The following is a 16,746-nucleotide window of genomic DNA, read 5'->3' as shown; positions in this document are numbered from 1 at the left end:
ACAGGGAAGTATCCACGCAGCGTGGATAGTGTGATTAAGTAAAAGGGATATGTGTCCAGAAAAAGGGGTACATATCACAACCCAAATCACGTACAAAACGCGGAACAACCTTCCGCACTTTGTACCAAATTCAACCCAAATCACGTACAAAATGCGGAAATGTCGTTCGCGCACTACATCAAAGCGCAAAGGTAGATTGGAGCGCACAAAAACGCTAAAACTCTAACTCAGGATTCTTTAACAACTCATCAAACATTGCATGATACAAACGCTCAAGCATATCCTGTCGCTCGCGCGTTACAGCGCGCTCACGTCTTCGCCGCGCAGAAGCAGTGCTTCTGCCTTGAGCGGCTCAGCGCTCCGAATTACCTTTGCGCGCTACGCTTTAAGCGCAAAGGTAGGTCGGAGCGCACAAAGATAAACAGCCTCATCATCCGTCCCATAATCTATAACTACATACCTATCGTGATACTTCCTACCAGCAGTCTTAAACTTCAAATCAACACTAGGATAATCGCTTACAAAATCACTCAACATACTTTCCGTAAGCATATTCTTATTCCTAGCATTATCACTAAAAACTACAATTTCAACACCTTCCCCAGCAAAGCGTAATAATTCCAACGTTTTAAGACCAATATAATTATCTACAACATAAATGCTTTTCTTAGCTGACTTATATATTTTGCAATACGCAAGATCCGCTTCTATTTTGTTACCGTCCATAAGAAGAAAATGTTTATACGAATCTGGATTAATAAAATTATCCATTACCTTATTAAAGTCTTCCTTCGTTGCCATTTGAGATTTTATTTCCGCTATATCTTTAGTATTCTGGTTTGTTTGAATCGCAAGCTGCGCTAACTCGTTCGCGCCAATAAAATCCTTATTCTCAACAATATAATCCTTCATTTGTTTAAAGGTTCTAATAAGCGCTTTCGACTGCATTGTGGCAAGTTCGCCTCTTAACACAGTCATAAGCATATAAATACCTTGCTCAGTAAAAGCATATGGCAGCTTTCTGCGACCACCCCAACTTGATGTAGAATTTTTCGACATCAAGTTTTTGAACTCATCAGCGGTTAGCTTAAACATAAAGTCGCTATCAAACTTTTCTATGTTATTTTTTACTTGTTGATTGAACGCTCTTGTACTGTATCCATATATCTCAGCTAAATCCACATCAAGCATGACTTTTTGATTGCGAATGTTATAAATTTTTTCTTTTATTGTTTTAGCGTCTATTATCATTCCAACAGACGCGTTTTTAGATTCCGCAATCGTTAAATTTTTATTCCCATCTACCATAAGACCCTCCTAAAAATGTACGTAAAACCTAGCGCCATGCAACAAAAACTACACTTCTGACACAATCCCCATAAATCACAAGCAAAATTACAAAAATCAAGCACAAGCCATATAACATCTATCAACTAGCAGAAAACTAGCATGCATCAGCGCATAAATATAATTCTACAAAGCAAGATGATTTCCCGAGAATGTTGCTCTAAGCACCAACTTGATTCCCATACTCTCGCACCATCGCACTACGAGTAACAACCCACTGCTTGCCGTACTTTTGAGCATCAACGCCCCTAACAAGCTTCTTATACGACACCGCTTTTCTAAGAGTCGACTCGCTTAAATTCCACAAATCGCTCGCATCCGCAAAAGACATTAAATTGTCAAATGGCGTTTTAATCTGCTCGCCATTATTCCACAACTCATCACAAGAAACATCTAAATCATCATTCCAAACAATGCCATATCCGCCAGTGTCCACAACAACCTTGTTAAACAACTCTTCGTCTTCCAATGCTTTAAACGCTGGAAACTTGCGCAGCAGATTATGCACATCATATTCTTTAACGATTCCGTTTACAAAATGCACGAGGAGCCTCATATTTGCGCACGCTTTTACATCTTTAATCTTGTAAAACCTTGAAATTACAGGCACATTCACCTCTCTTTCTTTTTCTGATTTCTCTTTTACGCATTAAATCATACTGATAACTATATCACGATACAGTGATATTTGATGTATGCCGAAAATGTAGCTCAAAACCACAAAATCAACAACAATTGCTTGCATTATTAATGACATTTACGTTACATCATATATAATTATCGTATATATTTATGCAAAAGTACAAAACTCCCCACAAAAACATAAGAGCAGGAACCAGATGACTACAGCAACAACAGACGTAGTAAACGTAAACTTTCGAGCAAAGAAAGAAGACAAACTCAACGCAGAACGAGTTTGCAAAGAACTCGGAATCTCTATGAGCGCCGCGCTGAACGTGTTTATCAAAACGATTGGTCGTGAAAAGAGAATACCGTTAGATTTTTCGCTAGACCCATTTTACTCGCCGTCAAATCAGGCATATTTAAAATCGCAGATTGATGGCGTTAAAAATGGCACCATAAAGCTCGAAGAGCACAATTTAATCATGGATTAGATTAAACATTAGGATTCAAACAATGAGAAAAATTGCTTGGACTCCAGACGCTTGGAGTGACTATCTCTATTGGGAAAGCGATAATAAAACTCGTAAAAAGCTTAACAATATTATTAAAGAAATTATGCGGAATCCAATCGACGGAAAAGGAAAACCCGAACCACTTAAAGGAAACTATTCTGGTTGTTGGAGTAGACGAGTGAGCGACAAAGATAGAATCGTATACTCGTTTACAGATGACACGATTATAATCTATGCCTGCAAAGGTCACTACGACGATAAATAACGCAGAGACACGGATACGCGGAGGCGCACTACGATCAGCTTAATTAGGCGGCAGATTCTGCCAGAGTTTATACCAGTTGGCGCGCGGATTGTGGTGCGAACGTACAAAATTGCGCAAGTAGGCGACGGCGAAAGATTGCAAACCGATGGCAGATCGCAAGCAGACGATGCCAGCGGGCAAAAAATCGAGTATCACGACGCGATTGGTCACGTAATCAGCTGGGACGGCGAAACATTGCATCTTATGCGCGACGCGGCCGCAAACGGGAGCCGACCCGAGCAAGAAATGTTCATCGACGCGCGCACAATCGTGCGATTAAAGCCAATACCCGAGCGGAAGCATCGCATCTAATACGCGCGAGCAATTCTCCGCACTTTGTAGCTCTAACCAGCACGCAGAACAACAAAAAGCGTCAAACAACTCCGCACTTTGTACCAAAATCAACCTAAATCACGTACAAAACGCGGAAAGTCGTTCGCGCGCTACGCTTTAAGCGCGAATGCAGGTCGTCGCGCATCTGTCGCCTTGCGGCACTAGGCTAGAAGTCATGCTTGATATCCAATTTATTCGTGAACATGCCGACATAGTTAAGGAGTCGCAGCGCAAGCGTGGCGAGTCTGTAGAACTAGTCGATGAAGTGCTTCGCGCAGATGATTTGCGCCGCACAAGTTTAAAGGCGTTTGAGGCAGCCCGAGCCGATCAAAAAGCAATCGGAAAGAAGGTTGCAGCCGCACAAGATAGCGAAAAAGCAACACTCATAGCCCAAACAAAAGAGCTAGCACAAAAGGTTGCAGAGTTTAAGACTCAGTCCGAGCAAGCTACGGCAGACTACACAACCGCAATGTGGAAGCTTTCTAACATTGTAGAAGACGAAGCCCCAGAAGGCGGAGAAGACGACTACGTAGTTGTTAAAAAGGTTGGAACTCCTCGCGACTTTGCCGCGGAAGGGTTTGAGCCAAAGGACCACTTAACTCTTGGAACTGGCGCTGCTGGAATCGATATGCGCAGGGGCGTAAAGGTTGCGGGTTCGCGCTTCTACTTCTTGCGTGGAGCTGTGGCACGCTTGCAGATTGCAATGCTTACAATGGCTGTAGACCAGGCAGAAGAGCACGGTTTTACGCTTGCCATTACGCCAACGCTTGTTCGCCCAGAAGTTATGCGCGGAACGGGATTCTTAAATTCGCACGCAGACGAGATTTATCGCCTGCGCGAACCAGATGATCAGTACCTAGTTGGCACTTCTGAGGTTGCACTAGCTGGCATGCACGAAGATGAGATTCTTGACCTTAGCAATGGCGCTTTGCGCTACTGCGGTTGGTCTAGCTGTTACCGCCGAGAAGCTGGCGCTGCTGGAAAAGACACGTCTGGCATTATTCGCGTGCATCAATTCGATAAAGTAGAGATGTTTGTTTACTGCAAGCAGGAAGATTCGCGCGCCGAGCATCAAAAGCTGCTTGGAATGGAACAAGAAATGCTTGCAAAAGTGGAAGTTCCTTACAGAATCATTGATACCGCCGCTGGCGACCTCGGTTCTTCTGCCGCACGCAAGTTTGACTGCGAAGCCTGGGTTCCAACTCAGGACCGCTACCGCGAGTTGACGTCTACGTCTAACTGCACGGAGTATCAGGCTCGTCGCCTAAACGTTCGCGAGCGCATGGAAGATGGCGGGACTCGCCCAGTTAGCACGCTTAACGGCACTCTTGCTACTACTCGTTGGCTTGTGGCGATTTTGGAAAATCATCAGCACGAAGATGGTTCGATTGATATTCCAAAGGCTATGCAAGCGTACATGGGTGGCAAAGAGGTTATTGAGCCTACTAAGTGGGAAGCCTAAAAGCCTAGGAAACTAGGAAACTAGGAAACTAGGAGCCTAGAAGCCTAAAAATAGCTTTAAGCCATTAACATGATTTGATTGATTAATCAAATCGATTGGAAAAGCATAAGTGTGCAAATCAGTTTTGGTTTGCACCTTTTTTATTTGCATAACGCCGCATTTTGTTGCAGATTTTGCCGTTCAGAACAACATTCTCGGGAAAAATTGACGGATTTTGTACGTGATTTATGCCAAACATGGTACAAAGTCGGGAAAAATTGACGCATTTTGTAGCTCAACACGCCAATTTGAGCAACTCGCCACTACTTTGTCGGCAGCGCCTGCGCAGAACACCCGTGCAAAACAGACGCCATACTCTGCTTTTCCGCGCTGGTAACGCTAAGCCCATACTTGTACTTAACAGCAATTTGCCTAGCCACATAATCGCATCTAAACGTCTTATTAGACGGCAGCCAATAAGCCGCAGAAGCAGAGCCTTTTTCTTGATTCGCAGCCCCCTGCACAGCAAGAAGATTTAGCATATCGTTGCCAAACTTAAGCCGCTTAGCACGACTCCACTTCCACGCCCCAGATTGCCAAGCATTTTCTAGCGCCACAACATGGTCGATTTGAACAAGCGCACTGGTTTTGCGCCCGCGCACAAAGTTGATGTTTAGCCCCGTGTATGGATCGCGCAAAAGCCCAGACACCACTTTGCAAGAGCCAGCATATTTAAAGCGAACATGCATCAAATCGCGCGCAAGCACGTCTTCTCTAACATCGCATCCGTTTTTATCTTCGTCGGTGGTTCTATAGCCAAAAACGCTTCTGTTGTAGCCCGACGCGTGCGAGCTACCTACCTTTAGCTGGCTAAGTTTTTGCGCAGCATCCCCAATTGCAACGTATTCGCCCGTAATATTTACAACATTTTGGTTGATTTTTGGCAAAATTAAGCCAATAGCAATGCCCACCAGAACAGCAAGCAGCACAAGCCACATAAAAGCCGTAACGCTTCTAGATACTGGTGCGCTGCTATAACGCGCGCCCACTACACCACGCGACCCACGCGACTCACGCAGCCCACGCGACTCACGCGACCCACTCCCCCTACGATTGCGCAGCATGATTAATATCCACAACCCAAGGAATACGCCTAATAACAACGTCTAGAACCTGCTGGATAAGGCTAATAAGAATAATAATTGCCATAACCGCATACACAACGTTCCACTGCGGATTCTTAGTAACAAGCGGATGAATGGTGTTGGAAACCAGCATGATTGCGTTGGCGATGCCAATAAGCGCAACAGACATAAGAATTGCCTGCATTCTGCCCACTTTGCGCGATAATCTAACGCGCTGCTGAGCCAGCTTTTTCATTGAATCAACAACTCGCTTAACGCAATGGTCTCCCTGACGGAACGCCAGCACTTCTTCTAAACCAAGCTCCACGTCGTCCACTTCTAGCTCAACCATTTTTTGATCTAGATGAACCTTGTTAATAAAGTTTTTAAGACTGAGCCTAAACAGCCCTGGGATTATAAACACGATTAGCGAGCAAATTACAGCCGCAAAAATCGCGATTTGCGCGTTAAAGTAGCATAGCAAAACGATTGCTGGAACAATCGAAAGAACCATACCAACGCTCATACTAAATCCAGCCTTATGCAGGTGAGCGTGATGCAAATCCAGCCCCGCAAAAGACGCCACAAGCGTTATGCACCTAAGGCACGCGCAAATAACTAACACAAGAACGTAGTCTTTAACAGCTAGCCCAAAAAGCGGCCTGCTGGCAATTGCAAACATTGCGGCGATTGCACAAACGGGAATAAGCACTGCGCAAACAATGTTGATTGCGGTTGAAAATGCGCTAAGAATGGCAAATAATGCTTTCTTTAAAGCCGACACGTTTGACTTTTTGCCATTATTATGAGCAATATTTTCGACTTTACCAGAGGTATTACTTGCAGTATTACTTGCGATATTACTTGCGACTTGCGCGCCTGCACCACTTGCCGCATCTCCCGAAACGCCAGCCGCACCACCAGCCACGCCAGCCACACCAGCCGCCGCGCGCGAACCGTTAAACACACTAACCTTAACCAAATTATCTGCGCTAGTTGCATAGCTATCGCTTGGCAAGAACACAAGAATCGTAGCTTTTCTAGCGATTTTGCGCAAAGTATCGCACAGGTTTTTAGCCTCTTTAGCGCTAATATCTTGGGAAGAATAGTCAAAAATATACACTGGCGTTCGGCGAATAAGCGCACGCGCCATAACAAGTCGCCTAAAAACGTCTTGCTTATTTTCCACATTAATATTGCTAACGCGCAAGTCTAAACCGTTGTAATCCGCGTAAACAACGCCATCCACGCGAGCAGCCCCCAGCGCCTGCCACATAGACGTAGTGGTGGCATTTTTAGAGGCCATTAGCAGGTTTTCGCGCAAAGTGGCGGAAAACAGGTGACTATTCTTGCGCACAATTGTTACAAGATCTGCCAACGCACCAGGTTCCGCGTTATTAAGCGTTATGTAAGAAGAATTGCCCGAAATATCACCAAAATCCGACGCCACAAACGGCGATTGCGAACCTAAATCAGGCAGAGCGTAACTATCGTTATACGACAACGCAACGTCGGATTTAGAGCTAAAAGTAACACCATTAAGCACGTTGTTTGCTACCAAATCGTAATACTCTTTTGGCATTATGTTTAGTTTTCCGCTAGAAACGTTAAACGATGCTCGCAAAGGCTGATTATTCTTAACAAAATTGCAACGAACGTGCAGCGAAACATTGCTAGCACCATCTGGAATGCTTAATGTTGTTTTGCTGTCTAATTCTTCTAATAAAGACTCTGAATCAAAAGAATAATCTTCACTGTTTGCAACGCTTTTAAACAAATCACCAATATTATTTAGACCCAAAGCGGCACGATTTTTAATGTGCATGCAATTGGCAACTCGGCGAATTGGATCCACGCTTAGCATAAGAAGCGGCAAAGTTAGCATTGCAGCAGGAAGACCAACAGAACGCACAGAAAGAAGCCACACGGTACAAACAACAGCAACAGCAAGCATAAAATAGGCCAAAAACGCGCATAAACAGCGCAGAGAGGCGCGAACGTTATAAAGCGCGCTAGCAAGAGCCAGCGCAGAAAAAACAGCCGCAAACAGGCAAATAGTTGCCAAATAGGTGTTGATTGAAAACAGCGCAATGCTAACCGCAAAAGGCATAGGGAAAGCGGCAAGAATCTGAGGCAAAAGCAAGCCAGCCCAACGCTGAACCCAAGCAATATCGTCATTTACGCAAATCGAAGAATACGCGCTAGAGCTAAGACGATTGGAAGCACTAAGAGAAATCATAGAGCGCAACATTTTAGGCTTAAGCTTAATAGCTACGCGAGTGCCGATTTCGGTGGAAATAATACACGACTGATGAAAAGCAATGTATTTTACAATCAAAATACCAACAAGGGAGATTAAGTAAGACGTTAACTCAACGGAGCTAAGCAAAGATTTACCAGTGTATTTTGCTGGAATCAAAATAGGCGAAAGAATGCCAACGCAAACATACACAAAGCCAATGTTTGCAAGAGAAGATATAGCAAGACACGCCGCTCTTAAGGCAACCAGATGCTTAACACCTGGAACAAAAGCAAAGAAACGACTAATCATTTAACTATCCTTTTCTTGTTAATAAAACCCATCAAAGAACTACAATTTGCAAACCGATAAATCATCTAAAAACCATCTAAAATCAACGCAATCACAATCAACACAATCACACATCAAAACAACTCTAAGCAGCACACAAAATTCTTAAAACACTCTTTAAAAACTTAATCTCTAACAAATTGCAATTACACTTTATAACACACAAGATTACGCTAAACGCCAGGCATCAACACGCCGAACGAGGCGAGCGCAAACTGACAAATCGCCGCTCAAGCGCTACCCCGAATTACAGCCAAAACGCAGCCAAAACGCCTCTTAAGCACTACCCCAAATGCCAGCTTAAACGGTGTAAATCACTAGCGCCGTGCTGTAAAATCGCAGCACGATGCGCCTTAGAACCGTAGCCCTTGTTACTAGCCCAATCGTAAGCAGCGTACTTAGGATTTTGCGCTAAATCAATCATCAGCGAATCTCGAGTAACCTTAGCAATAACGGAGGCCGCAGAAACACTCGCACACTTTTGGTCCGCCTTAACCAAAGTGTTAACTTTTACAGAAAACTGCATACTAGGCGCATCAAAAGTGCCTAAAACCTTGCCAATGTAGTTAAACGGGCCGTCCAAAATCGCAGCAATCCGCGCATCTTTAAGGCTAGAGCGCATGCGATTTTGAACATCGTTAATCGCGCGAATAGCAGCCACACCAAGAGCGTAACTAATGCCCCACTCGTCAATCTCTTTATTTGTGCAAGACCCAACAGCAAAAGAATCACACCAATTTTCAAGCGGCTCCAGCAAACCCTCTCGCTTATGCGCGTTAAGAAGCTTGGAATCCGCTAAACCCTGCGGAAAATACCCCGACTCAATCTTTTGCGCACTAAAAAGCGCAGCGCCAACCATAACTGGTCCAGCAAGGCTACCGCGACCAACTTCGTCTAAGCCAATAACCCAATCGAAGCCACTTTGCAAAAGATTTTTTTCAAAGTCAAAAGATGGAATAACTGCCGACACTTGCCCACCGCTACTTACGCTACTTATTTGCAGACTTGGCTTTTACATCATCAAAAGCGTCGCTATGATTTTCAAAAATGCCCATACGATTGAACGGCCAAACTCGCATAAACGCCACGCCTTCAATCTTAGAAATCGGCACAAGGCCATCGTCGCCATCGTTTTTATGATACCTAGAATCCGCGGAATTAGCGCGATTGTCTCCAAGAACAAAAACGTGGCCTGGCTTAACTTTAACTTTAAACGGAAAAGCACTCGGGCTTACTCCTGGCCTAATGTAGGCAGACTCCAAAACGGGAACGCCATTAACCAAAATAGGGTCGCCGTCCCCTTTGCACTCAACCGTGTCTCCAGGAAGCCCAATAAGGCGCTTAATTAAGTCTCTGCCAGCAAGAATGCCACCTCTGCTGCTTTCGCCATTTAACCAATTAGCTGGGTCTTCAAACACAACAATATCGCCGCGATTTAGCGAAAAAACCTTAGGAGTCAACTTAGATGTAACAACGTAGTCGCCTATATGAATTGTGTCTAGCATAGATCCAGACGGTATAAAATACACGCCCAGAATAAAGATTCGCAAAAGAATCACTACAACAATAGGCAAAACGTACCAGGCAACAAGCTCTTTCCAAGAAGTTTTAAAAAGCTTTACGGTTTTTGCCTTATTGCCATTGCCAGAAACGTGATTTCCCCTGATTTTGCAACGATTAGAGCCAAATTTAAAAGCGCTCATAACACCAGAGCCAGAAGCAAGATTACGCTCAACTTCTGGCTCGGGTGGAACAGGAGAAGGATTTAAGCCGTGACCTGCCACATTAACAATATGATTATCGCTATTTTGCAAGTCTTCGGAATGCATATTAATCCTTATGTAAATCCTTAACCTAAATAAATTTACTTAGCAGCGCTGTTGTCACGACGCTCGGCAATACGAGCAGCCTTGCCACGCAAAGCGCGCAAGTAGTAAAGCTTAGCGCGACGAACGCGACCACTACGAACCAGCTTAATCGAATCGATAGCTGGGGAATGAAGTGGGAAGCGACGCTCAACACCAGTACCGAAGCTAACCTTACGAACAACAAAAGTCTCGCGAACGCCAGCACCCTTACGAGCAATAACTACGCCAGTAAAGGTCTGAATACGAGTGTTGTTGCCTTCCTGAATCTTAACGTTAACGTCAACGGTATCTCCAGGGCGGAAAGCTGGGATTTCTTCGGCAGCCTTAAGATGCTTAGCATCAAATGCTTCTACAGCATTCACCATAATAATTCCTCCATCGCCGCCGCATATCAGCGCAAGTTTAACCAAAACAGGGATTTTGCAATAATTTTTGCACTTTTTTACCCGTTTTGATAATCCATCCCGAAAAGTTTGCTTAACGGGAGCTTCCATCTGCCAATCTTTAAAAGCTGACTAGACTACTAATAAGCAGACTATGCGGCATCCGCTTATTGAAAGCATACGAACATAAATTTAGGCTCCATAATGGACATTTAGCGGCCAGCTTGCCACAGATTTATGCAATGCGATTTTGCCGAAAACACTAGCGAAACACTAGCGAAACACTATCACGCAACATTAGCGCGCAACGCTGTTAAGCGGCGCTGTTTCAACGGTACGAGTTAGCTCATCGTCGTCGGCATCGTAGTCAAAAAGCTCACCATAACGACCCCAGCTAATCGCAATATCAAACTGCTGACGAGCCAACGCGTCTGTATGCTTGCTGCGAAGCAGATCCAAAATCAACTCGCCGCGAAGCTTTCCATTGCGGTTTCGGCTCAAAGCCTGATCAATCGCATGAACAAGAGGCGCGTGCTCAATCGCAAGTCGCGCAAACACCTGCTTGCTGTGCAAAATGTCGGCGTTATGCCACTCTTGGCCAGCTGGCGTAATCGTAATATGGCCGTTTTCTGCCGTAAGCAAATCAAGCATTGTTCCAGCATCCACAAGTGGGAACAAATCATCGATTTCAAACGACAAATCCGCAGCCAAATCGGCCAAATCAATGCCATCTGGGGCTTCCGAAATCACGTCTAGCAAACCAGCCATACCGCCTGGAGTTGCGTTTGGAAGCAATCGAACAGCCACTGGCTCTGGCTTTGCCTCACCCGATTCCGCCTGTTCTTCGTTTTGCTTAGCTTCCACTTCTGCATCGTGATGCTTTTGAATAAGCATGTCTGCGATTGCTGCGGCCTCGGTTTCTTCCGCATCCGTTTGCTCTGCAGGCACAGAGTCGGCAGCCGCACTAGACGAATCGCTAGCCGCCGCAGATTCCGCGTTTTCTGCCTCAACATCTCCTTCGGGATTCGAGCCAGTCAAAATTGCGTAAAGCTTATCGACCATAGCCTCAAATTCCGCGCTGTGCTTATCTCTTGGACGAGGCAAATCAACTTGTACGTCTGCAATCAAATGACCTGGATGCGAGCCCAAAACAACCACGCGATCCGCCATTTGCACAGCTTCTTCAATGTTGTGCGTAACGATTACAACCGACTTAATATCGCGCTCTTCGCTAGACCAAAGCTTAAGCACTTCTTGACGAAGATTTTCTGCCGTAAGAACGTCGAGAGCCGAGAATGGCTCGTCCATAAACAGAGCGTCTGGGCGCAAAACCAGTGCACGCGCAATGCCGACGCGCTGGCGCATACCGCCCGAAAGCTCCTTTGGGTACGCGGTTTCAAAGCCGTCCAAACCAATTGCATCGATTGCTGCAAGAGCAAGTTCCGTGCGCTTTTCTTTACTAACGCCTCTAGCGCGCAAACCAAGCTCCACATTGTCTTGAACCGTAAGCCATGGCATAAGAGCAAAGGTTTGGAACACGATTGCAACCCCTGGGTTTGGGCCTGTAAGCTCGCGTCCGCGATACTTAACCGTTCCCTCTGTAGGCTGAATCAGGCCTGCCATTGTTCTTAAGAAGGTTGATTTTCCAGCGCCCGAACGCCCTAGAATTGCTACGATTTCGCCCTCTTGCAGAGTGAAGGAAATATCGTGCAACACGTGCTGAGTGGTGCCGCTATCCGATGTAAAACTCTGACTTATGTGCTTTGCGTCAATAATGTCGCTTGTAATCGAAGACTGCGAAGCCAAATTCTGCGAAGCCAAATTCTGTGAAGCCAAATTCTGTGCATTCAATTCAGCGTTTTTGTTTAAAGTGTTCATAATATTTGCCAATCTTTTTTAATTCAATTAATTCAACACGTATCTTTTTGCGGAGTACCTTTGCAAAGGCGCCCAGAACAGTCGATTACTTAACACCACTATTAAGCTCATAACTGTTACTCCAACAAGAGTTTTTACAGAATCACCCACAGTTGTTGCGTTTGTAATATACGCACCCAAACCTTGAGTGGCCATTCGGTTCTTGCCGTATTCTACGATTTCTGCCACAATCGAAGCGTTCCAAGCGCCGCCAGCGGCCGTAATTCCGCCCGTGCACCAAGATCCAAAAATCGCAGGCAAAATAAGAGTCTTCCACTTAAGCACGCGGCTTAATCTAAAGCTTCTTGCCATCTCGCGCAAATCGTCTGGAATTGCACTAGCGCCCGCAATAACGTTAAACAGAATGTACCATTGCGTGCCAAGTGCCATCAAAATAATACTTCCCCAGCCAAGGTCAATGTGCCAAGCCATAAACCACATAATTGCAAACGGGAATATAAAGTTTGCTGGGAAGCTAGCCAGGATTTGCACAACAGGCTGCATAATGCGCGAAATCTTAGGATTTACGCCAATATACACGCCTATTGGAACCCAAATCAGCGAGCTAACAAAAATCAACACGGCAACGCGCGCAAAAGTGAGGACTCCCAGCACTCCAGCCGTGGCGAACTCTTGCAAACCCGTGCGCGTGGCCACAAAGTAGAGCATTTGCGCGGCCGCTGCAAGGATTAAAACAATAGTTACAATGTTAAAAACTAAATCGCCAAGCTTGCGGGCAGACGCTTTACGAGGCCATTTTGCGCCCGTACGCCCAAACGGACGAGTAGCCAATTCCAGCCACTCGCGAACTGGCAAAAACAGCTTGCTAATAACTTCGTCGGCATGCGAATGACGAATCAGCGTTAAAATCGCGCTCTTTCGCTCTTCGTCCGATGCGCTTTGCGTTATGCGGAATCGCTCCGACCACGCGGTGAGCGGCTTCCAAAGGAAGAAGTCGATTGCAAGCACAACAACAATCATGGATAAAATGGCCCACCAAATGTTTCCAAGCTTGTTTTCTGCGGCGGATTGCGCCACAAAGCTACCAACGCCAGGCAGTGCGTAAGTGTGATTGTTTACGGAAATCATCTCGGAAGCGGTAAGGAAGAACCAGCCGCCGCCAACGCTCATCATGCAGTTCCAAAGCAGCGGAATCATTGCGTTTGGCATATCCAGCACCCAGAATCGCTGCCAATGAGTAAGCTGCAGGCTGCGCACGGCCTCGTCTAACTCCTTTGGCTCGCTTAAAAGCGAACGGTGGAACGAGAAAGTCATATTCCAAGCCTGGCTTGTAAAAATCGCAAAAATCGAAGCGGCTTCAACGCCCATCATCGACCCTGGGAAAATCACCAGCCAAATCGTTACTGTAGCCGAAAGAAAACCAAGAATTGGAACGGATTGCAAAATGTCCAGCAGCGGTATAAGCACCTTGCCTAGGCGGCGGCTGCGTGCTGCAAGAGACCCGTAAACAATAGTAAAAATCAACGATGCTATAAGCGCAAGCATCATGCGAAACACGGATCTAAGCGTGTAATATGGCAGATTAATAAGGTCGGTAGAAACCGCGGAAGGTATGCCACTAGGGCCAATTGGCTGATTAATGCGCTGCAAAAGAAAAGCGCTTACGCCAAAAAGTGCGATTATGCCTACGCACACAATAATGTCGGACCAAAAACGAGTGTTTTCGTCCACTTGCGCGCTGGCACCGTTTTTTCCAGATGTTGTAAATATTGTCATGATAAGTCCTCTGGGAACGCGTATTTTCTTCGAGAGCCGCTTATCACCACTATTTTGCGTTTGTGTTTATTTTGCGGTTATTCTGCGGTTACTTTGTGCAAGCACAATAAACCCAATAAGCCCAATAAACCTAGTAAGCCTAATAAACTAATCCATAAACGCAAGCATTTTGGCGGCGATTGCTGGCTTTTTTATATTCAGGAGGAACGTCCGTACTACTACTAACACTGTCTGAATCGTCACTAACAGCGTTAACGGTATTAGCAGTATTAGCACTTTGATTACAACCCGTACTGTCATGTTTCACAGCAATCACCTCCTTAAGTTCGTGCTAATTATAAAATATCGCCAATCTTGTGTCAAGCAACAAGAGCCGTCATATTTCCCCGACTTTGTTGCTAATTTTGACGTTTCGAACAACATTCTCGGGAAAAATCTCCCGATTTTGTTGTTGATTTTGCCGATTTGAACAACATTCTCGGGAAAAACTTACCGAGTTTGTTGCTAATTTTGACGTTTCGAACAACATTCTCGGGAAAAACTTACCGAGTTTGTTGCTAATTTTGCCGATTTGAACAACATTCTCGGGAAAAACTTACCGAGTTTGTTGCTAATTTTGCCGATTTGAACAACATTCTCGGGAAAAATCTCCCGATTTTGTTGTTGATTTTGCCGATTTAAGCAACAAAAAGCCTCTTGACGCATATACGCCAAGAGGCTTTTCAACAATCAAATAAGATTGCTACACGCTCACTTACTTGCGATGAGCGCGGTAGAAGCGAATCAAGCTCTGCGTAGAAGCATCCTGAGCCGCCAAAGCGCTATCATCCTTAGAGATTGCAGGAGTAATCTGCTTTGCAAGCTGCTTGCCAAGCTCCACACCCCACTGATCGTAAGAATCCAAGCCCCAAACGGTGCCTTCAACAAAAGTGATGTGCTCGTAGAGAGCAATCAACTCGCCCAAGCTAAATGGGGTCAAAGCATCGCCAAAGATGGAAGTGGTTGGACGGTTGCCGCTAAATACGCGAGCTGGAACAATCTCCTCTGGAGTGCCTTCAGCGCGAACCTCGTCTGCCGTCTTTCCAAAAGCAAGAGCCTTAGTCTGTGCAAGATAGTTGCCCAAGAAAAGCTCGTGCACGTCTTGATCGCCATCTTTAGTAGGATTTGGCGTGTTTACAAAGGCAATAAAATCAGCTGGAATAAGCTGAGTGCCCTGGTGAATCAACTGGTAGAAAGCGTGCTGGCCATTGGTGCCTGGCTCGCCCCAGAAGATTTCGCCAGTTTCGCTGGTTACAGGAGTGCCGTCCCAGCGAACCGACTTGCCGTTGGATTCCATAGTGAGCTGCTGCAAATACGCTGGGAAGCGATGCAAGTACTGATCGTATGGAAGAACAGCGTGGGAAGCAACCTTGTAGAAGTTGCGGTACCAAACGTTGAGCATACCAAGAAGAACCACAACATTCTTCTCGAATGGAGTCTCAGCAAAGTAGGTATCGATTGCGTGGAAGCCCTTCAAGAACTCCTCAAAGCGCTCTGGGCCAAGAACAACGGCCAAAGAAGTGCCAACAGCGGAATCAACGGAGTAACGGCCGCCAACCCAGTTCCAGAAGCCAAAGGCGTTGGTTGGGTTAATGCCGAACTCTTCAACCTTCTCGAGGTTGGTAGAAACAGCTACGAAGTGCTTTGCAACAGCTTCTGCCTTCTTTGCATCGCTGCCGTCGATTGCGCCGCTCTCCTGAAGCTTGTTAAGCAACCATGTGCGAGCGCTGCGAGCGTTAGTCAAAGTTTCCAAAGTGGTGAAAGTCTTGGAAACGATGATGAAAAGTGTGGTTTCTGGATCCAAATCCTTGGTCTTTTCGGCCATATCGTTTGGATCAATGTTAGAAACGTAGCGAGCGCTAATGCCAGCGTCGGCGTATGGCTTCAAAGCCTCGTAAACCATGACTGGACCCAAGTCGGAGCCGCCGATGCCAATGTTTACAACGGTCTTAATGTTCTTGCCAGTAACGCCCTTCCAAGCGCCAGAACGAACTTCGTTAGCAAAATCGTAAATGCGACCCAAAACCTCGCGAACGTCGGCAACGGTATCTTGGCCGTCTACAATAAACTTGCCAGCGTCTTCGGCTGGGCGGCGCAAAGCGGTGTGCAAAACTGCGCGGTCCTCGGTGTTGTTAATGTGCACGCCAGTGTACATTGCCTTAGTGCGCTCGTCGAGCTTAACAGCCTTAGCAAGGTCTGCAAAAAGCTTAAGCGTTTCTGGCTTAATCAAATTCTTAGAAAGATCGAAGTGGAGGTCTCCAGCTTCGAAGCTCAACTTATCCACGCGATTTGCATCTTCGGCAAACCACTTCTTCAGGCTCACGCCTTCGGACTGCAACTCATCATAGTGCTTTTGCAATGCAGCCCATTCTGGGGTCTTAACGGCGTCAACTGGTGGATTGATGGCCATTTCTAGGTCCTTTCATCTTTAATAAACGATGTAATGCCGTTTATAATTTTAAAATTCAGCGCAATCTTGAGCGCACAAAAACACGCTAAGCAAAGGCGCTTGCATCACATCTTCCAA

At 45.7% G+C, this 16,746-nt stretch carries 15 protein-coding genes; 4 read left to right on the top strand and 11 right to left on the bottom strand.

The genetic code is table 11. From position 1 onward, the window contains the following. Positions 1-378 precede the first annotated feature (378 nt). Positions 379-1,308, bottom strand: coding sequence for an ORF6N domain-containing protein (locus tag QP420_RS06155; RefSeq protein WP_481616858.1), 930 nt, complete (start codon positions 1,306-1,308; stop codon positions 379-381). 199 nt (positions 1,309-1,507) lie between these two features. After that, positions 1,508-1,957 carry a DUF2442 domain-containing protein gene (locus QP420_RS06150; protein ID WP_415695991.1) on the bottom strand — a complete coding sequence of 150 codons (450 nt, stop codon included), beginning with the start codon at positions 1,955-1,957 and terminating at the stop codon, positions 1,508-1,510. Between the two features lie 229 nt (positions 1,958-2,186). Between QP420_RS06150 and QP420_RS06145 the strand changes: the two genes are divergently transcribed. The 4 genes from QP420_RS06145 to serS all read left to right on the top strand — a co-directional run bounded on the left by QP420_RS06145 (position 2,187) and on the right by serS (position 4,582). Continuing rightward, positions 2,187-2,462, top strand: a complete 276-nt coding sequence (locus tag QP420_RS06145; protein WP_004131892.1) for a type II toxin-antitoxin system RelB/DinJ family antitoxin — start codon at positions 2,187-2,189, stop codon at positions 2,460-2,462. 22 nt (positions 2,463-2,484) lie between these two features. After that, entirely contained in the window at positions 2,485-2,748 is a 264-nt protein-coding gene (locus QP420_RS06140) for a Txe/YoeB family addiction module toxin (protein ID WP_004121095.1), read from the top strand. Positions 2,749-2,781: 33 nt separating this feature from the next. Beyond that, on the top strand, positions 2,782-3,099 hold the full coding sequence (locus QP420_RS06135) for a DUF6725 family protein (RefSeq protein ID WP_481616860.1): 318 nt from the start codon (positions 2,782-2,784) through the stop codon (positions 3,097-3,099). 196 nt (positions 3,100-3,295) lie between these two features. Beyond that, positions 3,296-4,582 carry a serine--tRNA ligase gene (serS, locus tag QP420_RS06130; protein WP_481616857.1) on the top strand — a complete coding sequence of 429 codons (1,287 nt, stop codon included), beginning with the start codon at positions 3,296-3,298 and terminating at the stop codon, positions 4,580-4,582. Positions 4,583-4,884: 302 nt separating this feature from the next. On the opposite strand, the gene QP420_RS06125 is transcribed toward serS, so the two are convergent. From QP420_RS06125 to pgi, 9 genes are all read right to left on the bottom strand, one after another. Then, on the bottom strand, positions 4,885-5,559 hold the full coding sequence (locus QP420_RS06125; protein ID WP_481616859.1) for an HNH endonuclease family protein: 675 nt from the start codon (positions 5,557-5,559) through the stop codon (positions 4,885-4,887). Positions 5,560-5,668: 109 nt separating this feature from the next. Further along, positions 5,669-8,236: an ABC transporter ATP-binding protein gene (locus tag QP420_RS06120; RefSeq protein WP_481616856.1), complete on the bottom strand. Its 2,568-nt coding sequence runs from the start codon at positions 8,234-8,236 to the stop codon at positions 5,669-5,671. Between the two features lie 322 nt (positions 8,237-8,558). Then, positions 8,559-9,245 (bottom strand): ribonuclease HII, encoded by a 687-nt coding sequence (locus tag QP420_RS06115; RefSeq protein WP_481616855.1) that lies wholly within the window; start codon positions 9,243-9,245, stop codon positions 8,559-8,561. Between the two features lie 19 nt (positions 9,246-9,264). After that, positions 9,265-10,104, bottom strand: coding sequence for a signal peptidase I (gene lepB / locus QP420_RS06110; RefSeq protein WP_481616854.1), 840 nt, complete (start codon positions 10,102-10,104; stop codon positions 9,265-9,267). Positions 10,105-10,139: 35 nt separating this feature from the next. Continuing rightward, positions 10,140-10,508: a 50S ribosomal protein L19 gene (rplS, locus tag QP420_RS06105; RefSeq protein ID WP_004127473.1), complete on the bottom strand. Its 369-nt coding sequence runs from the start codon at positions 10,506-10,508 to the stop codon at positions 10,140-10,142. A 315-nt stretch (positions 10,509-10,823) separates the two neighbouring features. Beyond that, positions 10,824-12,404, bottom strand: a complete 1,581-nt coding sequence (locus QP420_RS06100; RefSeq protein ID WP_481616853.1) for an ABC transporter ATP-binding protein — start codon at positions 12,402-12,404, stop codon at positions 10,824-10,826. Between the two features lie 27 nt (positions 12,405-12,431). Continuing rightward, positions 12,432-14,180 carry an ABC transporter permease gene (locus QP420_RS06095; RefSeq protein WP_481616852.1) on the bottom strand — a complete coding sequence of 583 codons (1,749 nt, stop codon included), beginning with the start codon at positions 14,178-14,180 and terminating at the stop codon, positions 12,432-12,434. 139 nt (positions 14,181-14,319) lie between these two features. After that, complete coding sequence (locus QP420_RS06090; protein ID WP_415689428.1) at positions 14,320-14,487, bottom strand: hypothetical protein; 168 nt, start codon at positions 14,485-14,487, stop codon at positions 14,320-14,322. Positions 14,488-14,934: 447 nt separating this feature from the next. Next, positions 14,935-16,629, bottom strand: a complete 1,695-nt coding sequence (gene pgi, locus QP420_RS06085) for a glucose-6-phosphate isomerase (RefSeq protein ID WP_060787164.1) — start codon at positions 16,627-16,629, stop codon at positions 14,935-14,937. Positions 16,630-16,746: the final 117 nt, after the last annotated feature.

Source organism: Bifidobacterium sp. UMB1197, assembly GCF_030217745.1.
Lineage (GTDB): Bacteria > Actinomycetota > Actinomycetes > Actinomycetales > Bifidobacteriaceae > Bifidobacterium > Bifidobacterium vaginale_B.
Note: the sequence above shows the minus strand (reverse complement) of the source record. Positions and strands in the feature narration are given on the sequence as shown.

Coding starts and splice junctions, on each gene's coding strand:
- QP420_RS06155 (WP_481616858.1), bottom strand. CDS start 1,308: ATGGTAGATGGGAATAAAAATTTAACGATTGCGGAATCTAAAAACGCG.
- QP420_RS06145 (WP_004131892.1), top strand. CDS start 2,187: ATGACTACAGCAACAACAGACGTAGTAAACGTAAACTTTCGAGCAAAG.
- QP420_RS06140 (WP_004121095.1), top strand. CDS start 2,485: ATGAGAAAAATTGCTTGGACTCCAGACGCTTGGAGTGACTATCTCTAT.
- serS (WP_481616857.1), top strand. CDS start 3,296: ATGCTTGATATCCAATTTATTCGTGAACATGCCGACATAGTTAAGGAG.
- QP420_RS06125 (WP_481616859.1), bottom strand. CDS start 5,559: ATGTGGCTTGTGCTGCTTGCTGTTCTGGTGGGCATTGCTATTGGCTTA.
- QP420_RS06120 (WP_481616856.1), bottom strand. CDS start 8,236: ATGATTAGTCGTTTCTTTGCTTTTGTTCCAGGTGTTAAGCATCTGGTT.
- lepB (WP_481616854.1), bottom strand. CDS start 10,104: ATGCATTCCGAAGACTTGCAAAATAGCGATAATCATATTGTTAATGTG.
- rplS (WP_004127473.1), bottom strand. CDS start 10,508: ATGGTGAATGCTGTAGAAGCATTTGATGCTAAGCATCTTAAGGCTGCC.
- QP420_RS06100 (WP_481616853.1), bottom strand. CDS start 12,404: ATGAACACTTTAAACAAAAACGCTGAATTGAATGCACAGAATTTGGCT.
- QP420_RS06095 (WP_481616852.1), bottom strand. CDS start 14,180: ATGACAATATTTACAACATCTGGAAAAAACGGTGCCAGCGCGCAAGTG.
- pgi (WP_060787164.1), bottom strand. CDS start 16,629: ATGGCCATCAATCCACCAGTTGACGCCGTTAAGACCCCAGAATGGGCT.